This is a genomic window from Pseudomonas sp. TE3786 (assembly GCF_054057335.1).
The window spans coordinates 121516-137375 of sequence record NZ_JBSRZF010000012.1 but is presented as its reverse complement, the minus strand read 5'-3'; the positions used below and the strand labels follow the sequence as shown (position 1 = coordinate 137375).

The following is a 15860-nucleotide window of genomic DNA, read 5'->3' as shown; positions in this document are numbered from 1 at the left end:
AAACGGTGCCTTCAGGTCGGCGCCTTCAGCGACGACACAGCAAAACGGCGGTGTGTGTACACCGGCATACGTTGACGGATCGCCGCCTGCTCGACCGCATCACGGTTGGCCAGCAGCGCGGCCGCGCCTTGCGCCTGCTCGGCAAGCACCCTACCCCAGGGGTCGATGATTGCCGCATGGCCAAATGTTTCGCGCCCTTTCGGGTGCAGACCGCCTTGTGCGGCGGCGAGGATATAGCACTGCGTTTCTATCGCCCGTGCCCTCAGCAGTACCTGCCAGTGCGCGGCACCGGTGACGGCAGTGAACGCCGCCGGCACCGTGATCAATTCTGCCCCGGCCTCGCGCAAGGCGCTGTACAGCTCGGGGAAACGCAGGTCATAACAGACGGTCAGGCCCAGACGCCCCACCGGGGTATCGGCCACCACCACATGGCTGCCAAACGCGTAGTCGTCCGACTCGCGGTAGCGGCCGCGGCTGTCAGCCACGTCCACATCGAACAGGTGCAGCTTGTCATAGCGCGTCACCACTTCGCCGTGTTCATCGACCAACAGCGAGCAGGCATGCGACTTGGCCTGCGGTTGGCCGACCGGCGGCAACGGCAAGGTGCCCGCCACTATCCATAACTTGAGGTCGCGGGCGGTCTGTTTCAACCACGGCAGGATCACGCCGCTGCCTTCGGCCTCTGCACGACCGATGGCGGCCAGGTCGCTACGGCCCATGGCGGCGAAGTTTTCCGGCAGCACCGCCAGTTGTGCGCCCTGCTCGGCAGCGCTCTGCAACAGCAGGCGCGCCTCGGCTAGGTTGGCCAGCACGTCGTCCTGGCTGACCATCTGGATGACCGCAAGGCTCATAGCAACTCCGGGAACAGACTGATTAAAGGTTAGCGAGGTTTTTCAAAGGGCTTGTCGAAGTTGATCTTCGGGTCCTGCCAGGCACCCTTGACGCTGTACTGCACGCTGGCAAAGCGCGCCACCTGCTTACCCAGCAGTTTATCCACCACAAACAGAGCACCACCAATGGCCGGGGCACCGACGATCAAGGCCGCCAGCGGCAGGTTGTTGCTCAGCGGCAGGGTCACCAACAGCTTGGCATCCACCTGATTGCTGGCCATATCCAGGGTGCCGTTGAGTTCGAGATTGCTCGACGGCCCGGCCAGGGTGATCGGCTCTTTGGTCAGGTACACACCATTGGTGGCCACCAGCAGACCTTTTACCCGGTCGTAGCTAAGCCCCTTGTCCAGCAGGTCGGAGAAATCCAGGCGCAGGCGACGGCCGATGGAGTTGAAGTTGAGCAGGCCGAACACCCGCAGTGCCGCTGTCGAACCCTGGGCTTCGACAAACTGCCCCTTGCGCAGGGTGGGGTCGAGGGTGCCGCTAAAGCGTTTGAGGCTGATCCAGGCGGGTGAACCGGGCCAGCGGCCGTCGATATTCATATGGAAGTCTTCGCTGGTGGCGGTCGGCGCAAAGTTCCAGGCCAGCAGCACGTCAGCCAGATTCTTGCCGCCGATGCGGCCTTTGAACCAACTGCTGGTGGCACCCGGCGCGCCCTCCCAGCCCACGCTACCTTCCAGCTGCAGGCCCTTGAGGCCCATATTCACCTCGCTGAACACCACACCATTGGCGTTCGGCCGCGCTTTCAGCGACCAGGCCCCAAGCAGCGCGTCGCCCTGGTACACCCGGGCAATATTCAGATTGAGCGCCGGAATCTGCCGTGGATCGACAGCCGCCAGGCTGTCCGGCTCTTCCACTTCCGCGGTTTCAGCATTGGCCGGTTGTGGCGGTTGCGCGGCGGGGAAACGCAGGTGTTTGAGCTGGATATCGATGGGCGCGCCATCGGCATCCGGCAACCCGACCTGCCCGCTGACCTTGGCGCTGCCGAGGTTGATGGTCCAGCCGCTGTCGATCCGGGTCATCTTCACGTCGAGGTTATCGACCTCCGCCCCCAGACCACGGAAGGTGCCGATATGCAGTTCCGCGCTATTGAAGAACTGCTTGGCGCTGGCAGCCTGGTCACCGGCATAGCGCTTGGCCACGCTCTGCCAGGCGCTGGCGTCCAGCTCACCGACCTCACCGTTAACCTGCAAGCCCTTGGCGGCCGGAACCCGTGCGGGAGTGCTGCCCAGGCGCAGCTCGGCGCGGCCGTCGTTGATACCGCTGGCCGGCGCACTGGCCGCCAGGCTGGCGAGATTGGCGTAGGTCAGCCCATAGCTGCGTTCCGCGCCTTGCAGGCTCATGCGCCATTGGCTGGGGCGCTCATCGGCGGCGACTTTGCCCAGCGGTGCCGGCAGATCGATGGCCAGGCCTTTGAGGTTGGAGTCCACTTGCAGCTGACTGTTGTCGCCATCCAGGGTCACCGCCAAGTGGTATGGCAGGTCGCCGGATGCCGGTAGCGGCCGGGTTACCCCCAGCCAATCGGTGAGGCTTTTCAGCGGCATCTGGCCATTGGCTTCAATACGCGTAGTGGGTTTGCCCGGGGTGCTGCTGGCGATGGCCTTGCCGCGTACCGCACGGCCGAACAGCTGCGCACGGATATCGCTAGCGCTAAGCCCGGTGGCGGTGTCGTAGCGGAAGTTGCCCTTGACCTGACTGAGGTCGAGCTTGGGCGTCGGCATGCTCAGCTTGGCACCATCGGCGCTGAAGTCGACGATGGCGCGGGTCGCCGGGCCAGGGCCGAGGGGAATATCCAGATTCAGCTTGCCGGCCAATGCCCCTTCGCCGCTCCAGCCATTGAACAGCGAGGCAGTGCCAATGGGCGCTTCCTGGAGAATCTTCAAGGCATCGGCCAGGCTGCTGTCGAGGTTGCCGGTAATCAGCAAGCGTGATGGCTGGCCCTTGGCGACATGGGGAACCTCGACATTCACATCGCTGACGGTGCTGTTGAGCAACTGCCCGCTGGGTGCCCGCACCCGCACCCCGGTGTCTTCGATCAGCACATCGCCGCGCACGTTCTGCAACACCGGCCAGCCGGGCTGGAAGGCCAGTTCGGTGTCGTGCACCTTGAAGAACAGGCTGATGCTGTGGGCCGCGTCTTCGGCACCTTTGTTCAGCGAGCCCTGGTATTGGAAATAGCCTTCGTCGATGGCACCGCTATGGATCGCGGTGGTCAGCCATTTGGCCAGGTCCTGACTGAAACTCGGCACCAGGGTCGGCAGGTACTTCTCCACGTAATGGGCGTCGCCCTCCTGCAGCCCGACGCGCAGGTCCATATAGTCTTCGGTGTCGGGGCCCAGGGTGATCCGGATCAGGAAGTCGCCAGCCAGCTTGCCCTCGTCGCCCAGCAGCTTCATATACGGCGCGATCAGGGTGAAGGCTTCGCTGTTCAGGGTCCAGGTCAGGCGCGCATTGGCCTTCTGGTAGCGCCAAGGCTTGGGAAACAGGTGATCCAGATGCAGGGCGAAGTTTTCCGTGTCCATGCGCAGTTCGCCATGGCCGAGGTCGCCGCTGATGCTGCCGCTGACATTTTCCGCGGCCGGTGCGCCGCCGAAGGCCTTGAAGCTGATCTGTTGCAGGTTCGCGGCGAACTGCAGACGTTGCTCGGGGTTGGCCGCCTGCGGGGTGATGCTCAGTTGCACGTTATGCAGCGCACCTTGCGGCTGCAGACCTTCGAGCACCTGAGCAGCCATTTCCGGCAGCGGTGCCAGGGCTTCGATGGTCGGGGTCAGCGGGGTAAGGTCGAGGCGGTCAGCGGTGATCTGCCAGCTTTGCGGGCGGTCGGCGGCGGCGCTCTGATAGGTCAGCCCCACCTGTACTTCGCCCCAGCGCGTGTCACCCAGGGTGGCGGCCAGGGAGTTGAGCAGCAGCGTGTAGCCCTGCTCGGTGCGGTTCAGGTAGGCCATCACCGCCAGATCATCCAACCGCACGGCCTTGCGTTCGGCATAGGCGGCGCGCAGCTCTGGCGCATGCACCCGCGCCACCGCGCGCTGCACCGCACCATCCGCCCAGGACAACCAGAATTCGCCGCCAGCCTGCAGCCGCTCAATCTGCCACTCACGGGTCAGACCGGCGGGCAGCCAGCTTGCCCAATCACTTTGCGGCAGACTCAGGTAGATATCGGCCTGGGCCTCGCGCCAGGTCTTGGCTTTTACCCGCGCATCCAGACTGAAACTCAGCGGCTGGCCATCCGGCAAGGTCACCCGGCCATCCAGGCGCTGGTGGCTGCTGCCGGTGCGCAGATCGAGATTGATATAGGTGAGGGTCAGCGGTTTGCCGCGTTGCGGCTCCAGGGTCAGCTGGCTATTGAACAGCGCCAGCTGCTTGATGCGTTTGATGCTGCGAATCAGCTGTTCCGGGTCCAGCGGCGCGCTGTTGTCGCGCTGCGGCAGACCCTCCAGGGCCCAGTGGCCCTCGGCGTCCTGCACCGCACTGAGTTGCAGGCCATCAACCTCGAGGCTGCCGACCCGCACTTGCTGATTACTGAGGCTGGCCCACAGATCGGGCACCACCCGCACCTGGTCCAGGCGCAAGGCGCTGGGGCCGTCGCCCACCTGTACGTCATGGGCCACCAGCAACGGTGCCAGACCGCGCCAGCTGCCTTCCAGACTGCCAATATGTACCGGCAGGCCGACGGCCTCGCGCATACGGTCTTCGGCCTGCAGGCGGTAATCGGCTATCAGCGGCGTCAACTGCCGTCCGACGCTGACGTACAACGCCGCCAGAATAAGCCCGCTGGCGCATATGTACAGGCCCCAGCGCGTCAGGGTGGCTATCAAGCGGGCAAGGCGCTGCATGGTCAGACGGCGTTCCTTTTATTGTTGCGGCCGGGGCAATTCTGGCGAGCCGTCGTTATACGGACAGGCAATGGGGATCACGAGAGGAGTCAGAGTAAGACCACGTCATATTGTTCCTGTGAATACATGCTTTCGACCTGGAATTTGATCGTGCGACCGATAAAGCTCTCAAGGTCGGCCACATTACCCGATTCCTCATCCAACAGACGGTCGACCACTTTCTGGTTGGCCAACACACGATAGCCTTCCGGCTGATAGGCGCGCGCCTCGCGCAGAATTTCGCGGAAGATTTCGTAGCAGATGGTTTCCGGGGTTTTCAGCTTGCCGCGCCCCTGACAGCAGATGCACGGCTCGCAGAGAATCTGTTCCAGGCTTTCGCGGGTGCGCTTGCGGGTCATCTGCACCAGACCGAGCTCGGTAATGCCGATGATGTTGGTCTTGGCGTGGTCGCGCTCCAGCTGTTTTTCCAGGGTCCGCAGCACCTGGCGCTGGTGCTCTTCATCTTCCATGTCGATAAAGTCGATGATGATGATCCCGCCGAGGTTGCGCAGACGCAGCTGGCGGGCAATGGCGGTGGCCGCTTCGAGGTTGGTCTTGAAGATGGTTTCTTCGAGGGTGCGGTGACCGACGAAGGCACCGGTATTGACGTCGATGGTACTCATCGCCTCGGCCGGGTCGATGATCAGGTAGCCGCCGGATTTCAGCGGCACCTTGCGCTCCAAGGCTTTCTGGATTTCGTCTTCGACGCCATACAAGTCGAAGATCGGCCGCTCGCCAGGGTAATGCTCGATACGGTCGGCCACTTCCGGCATCAGTTCTTCGACGAACTGGGTGACCTTCTGGAAGGTTTCCCGCGAGTCGACCCGCAGCTTTTCGGTGCGCAGGCTGACCAGATCACGCAGGGTGCGCAGGGCAAGGCTGAGATCTTCGTAAATCACCGAAGGGGTTGGCGCGGTCTTCATCTGGGTGCCGATCTGGCCCCACAGGCGGCGCAGGTAGCGGATGTCGGCGACGATTTCATCGGCACCGGCACCATCGGCAGCGGTGCGCAGAATAAAGCCGCCGGCTTCTTCGATGCCTTCGGCAGCGATGCAGTCGGCCACTACTTTTTTCAGCCGGTCGCGCTCGACTTCATCTTCGATACGCAGGGAAATGCCGACATGGCTGGTGCGCGGCATATATACCAGGTAGCGCGATGGAATAGACAGCTGGGTGGTCAGGCGTGCGCCTTTGCTGCCAATCGGGTCTTTGGTCACCTGCACGGTCAGACTCTGGCCTTCGTGCACCAGGGCGCTGATGCTTTCTACCGCCGCGCCTTCGCGAGTGGAGATTTCCGAGGCATGAATAAAGGCCGCACGTTCCAGACCGATATCGACGAAAGCCGCCTGCATACCCGGCAGTACGCGCACCACCTTGCCTTTATAGATATTGCCGACGATGCCGCGGCGCTGGGTGCGCTCGACGTGCACTTCCTGCAGCACACCGTTTTCCACCACCGCCACGCGGGATTCCATGGGGGTGATGTTGATCAGAATTTCTTCACTCATGACGGCTCTCGCTCAAGGCACGGGTCGTTCAGATGTTGCCAACAGGGGATGCCGAATTCGGCGAGTAAGTCAGCAGTTTCACACAATGGCAGGCCGACCACGGCCGAATAGCTGCCATGCATGCCACTGACAAACACCGCTGCCAGGCCCTGGATAGCGTAGCCGCCGGCTTTGTCCTGCGGCTCGCCGCTGGCCCAATAAGTGTTGGCTTCAGAAATTGATATCGGGCGAAAGTGCACGTCGCTGCTGATCAAACGCACGTCGCTACGCTGGCCACTGGCCAAGGCGACGGCGGTCAGCACCTGGTGTTCACGGCCGGAAAGCAGTTGCAGCATGGCCAGGGCGTCGGCCTGGTCCACGGGCTTACCGAGAATCTGGCCGTCAACCACCACGGCGGTGTCGGCGCCCAACACCACGGCATCGGAAGAATTGGACAGGGTGGCCAAGCCAGCATGGGCTTTGGCCAGGGCCAGACGTTGCACGTAGACCTCAGCGGTTTCGCCGGGCAGCACGCTTTCGTCGATAGGGGCAGCAAGGGTGGAAAAGGCCACGCCGATCTGCGTCAGCAGCTCACGCCGGCGTGGAGACCCGGAGGCCAGGTATAGCGTGGCCATGCAGACCTCTCCCTGTCGAGCAGTGCGCCAGCAGGAAAAGGCCTGCCGCGCTTAATTGACGTTCAAACGCTTCTGTATACCGCGCAAAGCCACCGAGACCCAGGGCCAAAGCAACGCGCTGACCAGCGCCGGCAGCACAAAGGCCAGGGTTGGCGGGCGGTTACCGGTCAACGCATTGAGCCACAACTGCACCAGCTGGGCCAAGCCAAACACCACCAGCAACACCAGGCTTTGTTGCCACATCGGGAACATGCGCAAGCGCTGGTGCAGGCTAAGTACCAGGAAGGTAATCAGGGTGAGGATCAACGCGTTCTGCCCCAGCAGCGTGCCGTACAGCACATCCACACCGAGGCCGAGCAGCCAGGCGGTGGTCATGCCCACGCGGTGCGGCAGGGCCAACACCCAATAGGTGAGAATCAGCGCTGGCCACAGCGGGCGGCCGACTTCCATAAAATCTGGCAACGGCGCAACGCTCAGCAGCAGAGCCACCGCCAGGCTGAACCAGATAACCCAGCCATTACGCGGGCGCAGACCGATCATCGACGCTCTCCTTGCGTGGCGGGTTTGGCTGGAGTTGCAGCCGGTTTGGCTGGCGTAGCGGCGGGCCTGGCCGGTGTGGTGACGGGCTTGGCCGGCGTAGCAGCGGGTGCGGCAGGTGCCGGAGCTGGCGCAGCGGCCGGCGCTGGAGCGGTAGCAGGTGCTGGGCCTTGCAGCGCTTCAGCCGCTTTTTGCTCGGCCTGACGATCAACTTTTTCCTGCGCTTCGGCCGAATCGGTGGCGCGTTGTTCCGGACTGCGGGTATCGGTGAACACCAGCAATACGTAGCGGCTGCGGTTCAACGCAGCGGTCGGCACAGCGCGAACTATGGCGAATGGCTGACCGGAGTCGTGTATCACTTCTTTCACCACCGCGACCGGGTAACCGGCTGGGAAGCGCTGACCCAGGCCCGAGCTGACCAGCAAGTCGCCCTCTTTGATATCCGCCGTATCGGCCACATGGCGCAGCTCCAGCCGCTCCGGGTTACCGGTACCGCTGGCGATGGCACGCAGGCCGTTGCGGTTTACCTGCACCGGAATGCTGTGGGTGATATCGGTGAGCAGCAACACCCGCGAGGTGTAGGGCATCACTTCGACAACCTGGCCCATCAGACCACGGGCATCGAGCACCGGCTGACCGAGGAACACACCGTCCTTGCCGCCTTTATCGATCAGGATGCGGTGGGTGAAGGGGTTGGGGTCGACGCCAATCAGCTCGCCCACCAGCACCTTTTCATCCACCAGGGACGAGGAGTTGAGCAATTCACGCAGACGCACGTTCTGCTCGGTCAGCGCGGCCAGCTTCTGCAGACGACGCTGCATCAACAGCGCTTCGGCCTTGAGTTTTTCGTTTTCGCCCACGAGTTCGCTGCGGCTGGTGAACTGCGCGGTGGCGCCATCCCACATGCGTATCGGGAAGTCGGCCAGCCAATAGAACGGCGTCAGCACCAGACCGAGCTGGCTGCGCATGGGCTTGAGGGATTCGAAACGGGCATCGACCACCATCAGCGTGGCCGACAGTACAACCAGCACCAGCAGGCGTACCCCCAACGAGGGGCCCTTGGCAAAGAGCGGCTTAATGGCTGACTGCTCCGACGCTGAGTTGAATATTCATACGGTCCGCATCGCTGACTGGTGGACGGAGTGTAAGGCGAAGCACCGTTGTAAATGCAATGAGCCCACCGGAGTGGGCCCAACTGCCAGGCCGGGGCCAGGCTTCTAACGATTCTGGGTCAGGCCTTGTGAAAACGTAGCGAGCGACGGTTAGGCAAGGCAAAAACAGACGAACAAGCGGAATTGGCTGTAGCCAATGAGCATTGTGAGACTGTTTTTAACGCCGCCAAACCGAGCGCAGTAGTTTTCACAAGGTCTGCAACGCTCACTCGCTGGACAGCAGATCCATCGTATGACGGTCCATCATCTCGAGGGCTTTACCGCCGCCGCGGGCCACGCAGGTCAGCGGGTCTTCGGCAACGATCACCGGCAGGCCGGTTTCCTGGGCCAGCAGCTTGTCGAGGTCACGCAGCAAAGCGCCACCACCGGTCAGCACCAGACCGCGCTCGGCGATATCGGAAGCCAGTTCCGGCGGCGACTGCTCGAGGGCGCTTTTCACCGCCTGGACGATGGTGGCCAGCGACTCTTGCAGGGCTTCGAGCACTTCGTTGGAGTTCAGGGTGAAGCTGCGCGGTACGCCTTCAGCCAGGTTACGGCCACGCACGTCCACTTCACGCAGTTCACCACCGGCGTAGGCGGTGCCGATTTCCTGCTTGATGCGCTCAGCGGTGGATTCACCGATCAGGCTGCCGTAGTTACGGCGCACGTAGGTGATGATCGCTTCGTCGAAGCGGTCGCCGCCAACCCGTACGGATTCGGCGTAAACCACACCGTTCAGAGAGATCAGGGCGATTTCAGTGGTACCACCACCGATATCCACTACCATCGAACCGCGTGCTTCCTCTACCGGCAAACCGGCACCGATGGCAGCTGCCATTGGCTCTTCGATCAGGAATACTTCGCGGGCACCGGCACCCAGGGCCGATTCACGAATGGCGCGACGTTCTACTTGGGTGGATTTGCACGGAACGCAGATCAGCACACGGGGGCTGGGCTGCAGAAAGCTGTTTTCGTGCACTTTGTTGATGAAGTACTGCAGCATTTTTTCGCAAACGCTGAAGTCGGCGATCACGCCATCTTTCATCGGGCGAATGGCGGCAATGTTGCCCGGCGTACGGCCGAGCATACGTTTGGCTTCGGTACCGACGGCCACAACGCTCTTCTGGTTGCCGTGGGTACGGATGGCGACCACGGATGGCTCGTTCAGCACGATGCCGCGTTCGCGTACATAAATCAGGGTATTGGCAGTGCCCAGGTCGATCGAAAGATCACTGGAGAACATGCCACGCAGTTTCTTGAACATGGGATAGGGACCCTAGGCAACGCGCGGGTAAAAAAGTGGCGCAAACTCTAACAACGACGGGGATTTTGGGCAAGGCACCAATATGTTAAATTGCCGCCTTTTCCCGGCATTGGCGCCCAACTAGCGGCTTATGACCGCGCGCTGATCTTATCCGTTCCGTACGACAATCCCTACGGACTTCTACACGCCTTCCACAGGCCGTTCTATTAATTGGAGAACACCCGATGGCGCTTGAACGCTCCGAGGTGGAGAAAATCGCTCATCTGGCCCGACTGGGTCTGAACGAAGCCGATATCCCCCGCACCACTGAAACACTCAATAACATTCTCGGCCTGATCGATTTGATGCAAGCGGTGGACACCACCGGCATCGAGCCTCTGGCCCACCCGCTGGAAGCGACCCAGCGCCTGCGTGAAGACCAGGTCACCGAACAGAATCAGCGCGATGCCTACCAAGCCATCGCCCCAGCCGTGCAAGACGGCCTGTATCTGGTTCCCAAGGTTATCGAGTAAGGGGTTATCGAGTGAGTAAGGACGTGGACATGCACCAACTGACCCTGGCCGAGATTGCCCGTGGCCTTGAGGCCAAGAAATTCTCCTCCGAAGAGCTGACTCAGAGTCTGCTGGCGCGTATCGCCCAACTGGATCCGCAGCTCAACAGCTTTATCACCGTCACCGCAGACAGCGCGTTGCAGCAGGCCAAAGCCGCTGACGCCCGTCGCGCCGCTGGCGAAACCGGCGCGCTGCTGGGTGCCCCGCTGGCGCACAAGGACCTGTTCTGCACCCAGGGCATCCGCACCAGCTGCGGTTCGAAGATGCTCGACAATTTCACCGCCCCCTACGACGCCACTGTGGTCGCCAAGCTTGCCGCCGCCGGCGCCGTCAGCCTGGGCAAGACCAACATGGACGAATTCGCCATGGGTTCGGCCAACGAGTCGAGCCATTACGGCGCAGTGAAAAACCCGTGGAACCTGGAACACGTGCCGGGCGGCTCGTCCGGTGGTTCCGCCGCCGCCGTGGCCGCGCGCCTGCTGCCCGCCGCCACCGGCACCGACACTGGCGGCTCGATTCGCCAGCCTGCGGCGCTGACCAACCTCACCGGCCTCAAGCCCACCTATGGCCGCGTCTCGCGCTGGGGCATGATTGCCTACGCCTCGAGCCTCGACCAGGGCGGCCCGCTGGCGCGCACCGCCGAAGACTGCGCGCTGCTGCTGCAAGGCATGGCCGGCTTCGATGCCAAGGATTCCACCAGCGTCGACGAGCCGGTACCGGACTACTCCGCTACCCTGGGCGACTCGATCAAGGGCCTGCGCATCGGCCTGCCCAAGGAATACTTCAGCGCCGGGCTCGATCCGCGCATCGCCGAACTTATCCACAACAGCGTCAAGGAGCTGGAAAAGCTCGGCGCGGTGGTCAAGGAAATCAGCCTGCCGAACATGCAGCACGCCATTCCGGCGTACTACGTCATCGCCCCGGCAGAAGCCTCGTCCAACCTGTCGCGCTTCGATGGCGTGCGCTTCGGCTACCGCTGCGCAGACCCGAAAGACCTCACCGACCTTTATAAGCGTTCGCGCGCAGAGGGCTTCGGGCCGGAAGTGCAGAACCGCATCATGGTCGGGGCCTACGCCCTGTCGGCCGGTTACTACGACGCCTATTACCTGCAAGCGCAGAAAATCCGGCGCCTGATCAAGAACGACTTTATGGCGGCATTCCAGGATGTCGACCTGATCCTCGGCCCGACCACGCCCAACCCGGCCTGGAAGATCGGCGCGAAAAACAACGACCCGGTCGCCGCCTACCTCGAAGACGTCTACACCATCACCGCCAACCTCGCTGGCCTGCCGGGCATTTCCATGCCGGCCGGTTTCGTCGATGGCCTGCCGGTTGGCGTACAACTGCTCGCGCCTTACTTCCAGGAAGGTCGCCTGCTCAACGTCGCTCACCAGTATCAGCTCACCACTGACTGGCACACGCGCACACCGACAGGCTTCTGAGGAGATACACCATGCAATGGGAAGTTGTTATCGGCCTGGAGATTCACACCCAGCTCGCCACCCAATCGAAGATTTTCTCCGGCAGCGCCACCACCTTTGGTCAAGCGCCCAACACCCAGGCCAGCCTGATCGACCTGGGCATGCCCGGCGTACTGCCGGTGCTCAACGAAGAGGCCGTGCGCATGGCGGTGAAGTTCGGTCTGGCAATTGATGCCGAGATCGGCCAGCACAACGTGTTTGCGCGCAAAAACTACTTCTACCCGGACCTGCCCAAGGGCTACCAGATCAGCCAGATGGAATTGCCCATCGTCGGCAAGGGCCACCTGGACATCACCCTGGAAGACGGCACAGTGAAACGCGTCGGCATCACCCGCGCGCACCTGGAAGAAGACGCCGGCAAGAGCCTGCACGAAGACTTCAGCGGCATGAGCGGCATCGACCTGAACCGCGCCGGCACGCCACTGCTGGAAATCGTTTCTGAACCCGACATGCGCAGCGCCAAAGAGGCCGTGGCTTATGTAAAAGCCATTCACGCCCTGGTGCGTTACCTGGCGATCTGCGACGGCAACATGGCCGAAGGCTCGCTGCGTTGCGATTGCAACGTCTCGGTTCGCCCGAAAGGCCAGGCCGAGTTCGGCACGCGCTGCGAGATCAAGAACGTCAACTCGTTCCGTTTCATCGAGAAAGCGATCAACAGCGAAATCCAGCGCCAGATCGAACTGATCGAAGACGGCGGCAAGGTCATTCAGCAAACCCGTCTGTACGACCCGAACAAAGACGAAACCCGCGCCATGCGCAGCAAGGAAGAAGCCAACGACTACCGTTACTTCCCCGACCCTGACCTGCTGCCGGTGATCATCGACAACGCCTTCCTCGACGCCACCCGCGCCACCCTGCCGGAACTGCCGCCAGCCAAACGCGAGCGCTTCCAGGCGCAGTTCGGCCTCTCGGCGTACGACGCCAGCGTGCTGGCCTCCAGCCGCGAACAGGCGGACTACTTCGAGCAAGTGGTCGGCATCAGCGGCGACGCCAAGCTGGCGGCCAACTGGGTGATGGTGGAATTGGGCAGCCTGCTCAACAAGCAGGGCGTGGAAATCGACGCCTCGCCGGTCAGCGCCGAGCAACTGGGCGGCATGCTCAAGCGCATCACCGACAACACCATCTCCGGCAAGATCGCCAAGATGGTCTTTGAAGCCATGGCCAATGGCGAAGGCAGCGCCGACCAGATCATCGAAGCCAAGGGCCTCAAGCAGGTCACTGATAGCGGCGCGATCTCCGCCGTGCTGGATGAAATGCTCGCCGCCAACGCCGAACAGGTCGAACAATACCGCGCCGCCGATGAAGCCAAGCGCGGCAAAATGTTCGGCTTCTTCGTCGGCCAGGCGATGAAAGCCTCGAAAGGCAAAGCCAACCCGCAGCAGGTGAATGAACTGCTGAAACAGAAGCTGGAAGGCTGAGTGCAGGATAAAAAAACGCCGGTTATTCCGGCGTTTTTTTTGCCAAGGACTCTTGATAAGGAGAGCAGCAATGTGGCGTTTACTGATGCTGGCAACCACCCTGACCCTGCTGGCCGGCTGTAACAACCTGTCCTACCGTGACGCGCTGCCGACCAACACTCCGCCGCCCAGCCCCTACAACGGGCACTACAGCGAAAGCGGCGAAGCATCGTTTTACGGTGCCAAGCACCAGGGCAAGAAGACCGCCAGCGGCGAGCGCTTCGATCAGGCGCAACTGACCGCCGCCCACCGCACCTTGCCCTTTGGCACCCAGGTACGGGTGACCAACCTGGACAACAACAAATCCGTGGTTGTACGTATCAACGACCGCGGCCCATTCAACCGCAAGCGCTTGATCGACATCTCCCGCGCCGCCGCCGAGCAGTTGGATATGGTGCGCGCCGGTACCGCACCGGTGCGCGTGCAGAGTCTCGACTGAGGAATTTTTATGACCGATAAGCACAAGACCGGTGAACAGGTTCGCCGCCAGGTAATGGGCGACGCCTTCGTCGACCGCGCCCTGAACAACGCCACCGACTTCACCCAACCGCTGCAAGACTTCGTCAACCAACACGCCTGGGGCGGCGTCTGGAACCGCGAAGGCCTGCCCCTGAAAACCCGCAGCCTGATCACCCTCGCCGCCCTTACTGCCTTGAAGTGCCCACAGGAACTGAAAGGCCATGTACGCGGCGCGCTGAACAACGGCTGCAGCGTGGAGGAAATCCGCGAAGCGCTGCTGCACTGCGCGGTGTATGCGGGGGTTCCGGCTGCCATCGACGCGTTTCGCGCGGCGCAGGAAGTGATCGATAGCTACACCGCGCCCGCCCCGTAGGAGCGGCTTCAGCCGCGATCCCTGGAAACGATGAAGCAAGAGCTTCGCGGCTAAAGCCGCTCCTATGCGATCGAGTACAGCGATAAAAAAACCGGGCACATGGCCCGGTTTTTTTATCCTGCAAAACTCCTCTACATATTCGCTTCGGCGTATTCGGCCAGCACCGACCGTGGCACCCCTTGCAGGGTGATATGCACCCCATGGGGGAAGTCTTTGAAGCGTTCGGTCAGGTAGGTAAGCCCCGAACTCGGTGCCGACAGATACGGCGTATCGATCTGCGCCAGGTTGCCCAGGCACACCACCTTCGAACCGGTCCCCGCACGGGTGATGATGGTTTTCATCTGGTGCGGCGTCAGGTTCTGGCACTCATCGATCAGAATCAGGCTTTGCTGGAAGCTTCTGCCGCGAATGTAGTTAAGGGATTTGAACTGCAATGGCACCTTGCCAAGGATGTAGTCCACGCTGCCGTGGGTGTTCTCGTCGTCCATATGCAGGGCTTCGAGGTTGTCGGTGATGGCCCCCAGCCAAGGCTCCATTTTTTCCGCTTCGGTACCGGGCAGGAAACCGATCTCCTGGTCCAGCCCCTGCACACTGCGGGTGGCGATGATGCGGCGATAGCGTTTGGTGACCATGGTCTGTTCGATGGCGGCCGCCAGGGCCAGGATGGTTTTCCCCGAGCCGGCGGCACCGGACAGGTTGACCAGGTGAATATCCGGATCGAGCAGGGCGAACAGCGCCAGGCTCTGGTAGATGTCGCGTGGGCGCAGGCCCCAGGCCTCCTGATGCAGCAAGGGCTCCTGGTGCAGGTCGAGAATCAGCAGCTCATCGGCCTTGATGCCTTTGACCCAGCCGACAAAGCCCTGCTCGTCGATGATGAATTCGTTGATATGCACAGCCGGCAAGTTGTCGGTCATCTGCACGCGGTGCCAGGCACGGCCACGATCCTGGCGGGTATCGACCTTGCTCACGCGGTCCCAGAACGAGCCCGTGAGGGTGTGATAACCACGCGGCAACAGCGAGATATCGTCGACCAGCTGGTCGGTGTGGTAGTCCTCGGATTCGATGCCACAGGCGCGCGCCTTCAGGCGCATGTTGATGTCTTTGGTGACCAGCACCACCGACAGACCCGGCTTGCGGGCTTTGAGATCCACCAGCTGGTTGATGATTTTGTTGTCGTTGAGGTCTTCCGGCAGCCAGGTGATGGGCTCGGCACGACGGCTCATAAGGATGGACAGATAACCGCAGGGACCGCTTTTGTCGCGCTGGATGGCGACACCATGTTCCACTTCTTCGGGAGAGGCACCGCCGAGGATCTTGTCGATCAGGCGGATGGCTTGCCTACATTCTGCTGCGACGCCTTGCTTGCCGGTTTTGAGCTTGTCCAGTTCCTCAAGGACGGTCATGGGGATGGCAACGTGGTGTTCCTGGAAATTCAGTAAGGCGTTGGGGTCGTGGATCAGAACGTTGGTATCGAGGGCGTAGAGGATTGGAGCAGTAGGGCTGGAGCGTCCGTGGTCATCCATACTCGGTCACCTTCTTATAGGAGCCAAGCGACGGAATGCCGTAACAGCGCTCCGCCGCACAAACCGTCAATATCCCCGGCCGCGGCGGGGGAAAACTGTACACATCAAAAATGTGCTGCAGCATTTGCCGGTCTGCCTTTTAGATACTCCAAAAAAGGTGACAGGAAAAAGTAATTT

Annotated in this window: 13 protein-coding genes; 5 read left to right on the top strand and 8 right to left on the bottom strand. The window is 61.9% G+C overall.

The genetic code is table 11. The features are described 5' to 3' along the window. Window positions 1-11: 11 nt before the first annotated feature. From ACVW0Y_RS14790 to mreB, 7 genes are all read right to left on the bottom strand, one after another. Complete coding sequence (locus ACVW0Y_RS14790) at window positions 12-851, bottom strand: carbon-nitrogen hydrolase family protein (protein WP_457439067.1); 840 nt, start codon at window positions 849-851, stop codon at window positions 12-14. Between the two features lie 29 nt (window positions 852-880). Beyond that, window positions 881-4726, bottom strand: coding sequence for a YhdP family protein (locus ACVW0Y_RS14785; protein WP_457439066.1), 3846 nt, complete (start codon window positions 4724-4726; stop codon window positions 881-883). An 89-nt stretch (window positions 4727-4815) separates the two neighbouring features. Beyond that, the gene (rng, locus tag ACVW0Y_RS14780) at window positions 4816-6273 is read right to left on the bottom strand and encodes a ribonuclease G (protein WP_457439065.1); all 1458 of its coding nucleotides are present in this window, start codon (window positions 6271-6273) and stop codon (window positions 4816-4818) included. Next, window positions 6270-6887 (bottom strand): Maf family protein, encoded by a 618-nt coding sequence (locus ACVW0Y_RS14775; RefSeq protein WP_457439064.1) that lies wholly within the window; start codon window positions 6885-6887, stop codon window positions 6270-6272. The genes rng and ACVW0Y_RS14775 overlap by 4 nt, the downstream gene beginning before the upstream one ends. A gap of 51 nt (window positions 6888-6938) precedes the next feature. Further along, the gene (gene mreD / locus ACVW0Y_RS14770; protein WP_457439063.1) at window positions 6939-7427 is read right to left on the bottom strand and encodes a rod shape-determining protein MreD; all 489 of its coding nucleotides are present in this window, start codon (window positions 7425-7427) and stop codon (window positions 6939-6941) included. Continuing rightward, the gene (gene mreC, locus ACVW0Y_RS14765) at window positions 7424-8503 is read right to left on the bottom strand and encodes a rod shape-determining protein MreC (protein ID WP_457439095.1); all 1080 of its coding nucleotides are present in this window, start codon (window positions 8501-8503) and stop codon (window positions 7424-7426) included. The genes mreD and mreC overlap by 4 nt, the downstream gene beginning before the upstream one ends. A gap of 298 nt (window positions 8504-8801) precedes the next feature. Beyond that, window positions 8802-9839, bottom strand: coding sequence for a rod shape-determining protein MreB (gene mreB, locus ACVW0Y_RS14760; RefSeq protein WP_108096189.1), 1038 nt, complete (start codon window positions 9837-9839; stop codon window positions 8802-8804). Window positions 9840-10063: 224 nt separating this feature from the next. Between mreB and gatC the strand changes: the two genes are divergently transcribed. The 5 genes from gatC (at window position 10064) to ACVW0Y_RS14735 (ending at window position 14160) form a co-directional block, all read left to right on the top strand. Beyond that, window positions 10064-10351: an Asp-tRNA(Asn)/Glu-tRNA(Gln) amidotransferase subunit GatC gene (gatC, locus tag ACVW0Y_RS14755; RefSeq protein ID WP_457439062.1), complete on the top strand. Its 288-nt coding sequence runs from the start codon at window positions 10064-10066 to the stop codon at window positions 10349-10351. 29 nt (window positions 10352-10380) lie between these two features. After that, window positions 10381-11832, top strand: a complete 1452-nt coding sequence (gene gatA / locus ACVW0Y_RS14750; protein WP_457439094.1) for an Asp-tRNA(Asn)/Glu-tRNA(Gln) amidotransferase subunit GatA — start codon at window positions 10381-10383, stop codon at window positions 11830-11832. Between the two features lie 11 nt (window positions 11833-11843). Further along, window positions 11844-13289: an Asp-tRNA(Asn)/Glu-tRNA(Gln) amidotransferase subunit GatB gene (gene gatB / locus ACVW0Y_RS14745; protein WP_457439061.1), complete on the top strand. Its 1446-nt coding sequence runs from the start codon at window positions 11844-11846 to the stop codon at window positions 13287-13289. A 70-nt stretch (window positions 13290-13359) separates the two neighbouring features. Beyond that, window positions 13360-13767, top strand: coding sequence for a septal ring lytic transglycosylase RlpA family protein (locus tag ACVW0Y_RS14740; protein ID WP_457439060.1), 408 nt, complete (start codon window positions 13360-13362; stop codon window positions 13765-13767). 9 nt (window positions 13768-13776) lie between these two features. Further along, complete coding sequence (locus tag ACVW0Y_RS14735; protein WP_457439059.1) at window positions 13777-14160, top strand: carboxymuconolactone decarboxylase family protein; 384 nt, start codon at window positions 13777-13779, stop codon at window positions 14158-14160. A gap of 131 nt (window positions 14161-14291) precedes the next feature. Here ACVW0Y_RS14735 and ACVW0Y_RS14730 read toward each other — a convergent pair whose 3' ends face one another. Further along, on the bottom strand, window positions 14292-15683 hold the full coding sequence (locus ACVW0Y_RS14730) for a PhoH family protein (protein WP_108098691.1): 1392 nt from the start codon (window positions 15681-15683) through the stop codon (window positions 14292-14294). Window positions 15684-15860 lie beyond the last annotated feature (177 nt).

Coding starts and splice junctions, on each gene's coding strand:
- ACVW0Y_RS14790 (WP_457439067.1), bottom strand. CDS start 851: ATGAGCCTTGCGGTCATCCAGATGGTCAGCCAGGACGACGTGCTGGCC.
- ACVW0Y_RS14785 (WP_457439066.1), bottom strand. CDS start 4,726: ATGCAGCGCCTTGCCCGCTTGATAGCCACCCTGACGCGCTGGGGCCTG.
- rng (WP_457439065.1), bottom strand. CDS start 6,273: ATGAGTGAAGAAATTCTGATCAACATCACCCCCATGGAATCCCGCGTG.
- ACVW0Y_RS14775 (WP_457439064.1), bottom strand. CDS start 6,887: ATGGCCACGCTATACCTGGCCTCCGGGTCTCCACGCCGGCGTGAGCTG.
- mreD (WP_457439063.1), bottom strand. CDS start 7,427: ATGATCGGTCTGCGCCCGCGTAATGGCTGGGTTATCTGGTTCAGCCTG.
- mreB (WP_108096189.1), bottom strand. CDS start 9,839: ATGTTCAAGAAACTGCGTGGCATGTTCTCCAGTGATCTTTCGATCGAC.
- gatC (WP_457439062.1), top strand. CDS start 10,064: ATGGCGCTTGAACGCTCCGAGGTGGAGAAAATCGCTCATCTGGCCCGA.
- gatA (WP_457439094.1), top strand. CDS start 10,381: ATGCACCAACTGACCCTGGCCGAGATTGCCCGTGGCCTTGAGGCCAAG.
- gatB (WP_457439061.1), top strand. CDS start 11,844: ATGCAATGGGAAGTTGTTATCGGCCTGGAGATTCACACCCAGCTCGCC.
- ACVW0Y_RS14740 (WP_457439060.1), top strand. CDS start 13,360: ATGTGGCGTTTACTGATGCTGGCAACCACCCTGACCCTGCTGGCCGGC.
- ACVW0Y_RS14735 (WP_457439059.1), top strand. CDS start 13,777: ATGACCGATAAGCACAAGACCGGTGAACAGGTTCGCCGCCAGGTAATG.
- ACVW0Y_RS14730 (WP_108098691.1), bottom strand. CDS start 15,683: ATGGATGACCACGGACGCTCCAGCCCTACTGCTCCAATCCTCTACGCC.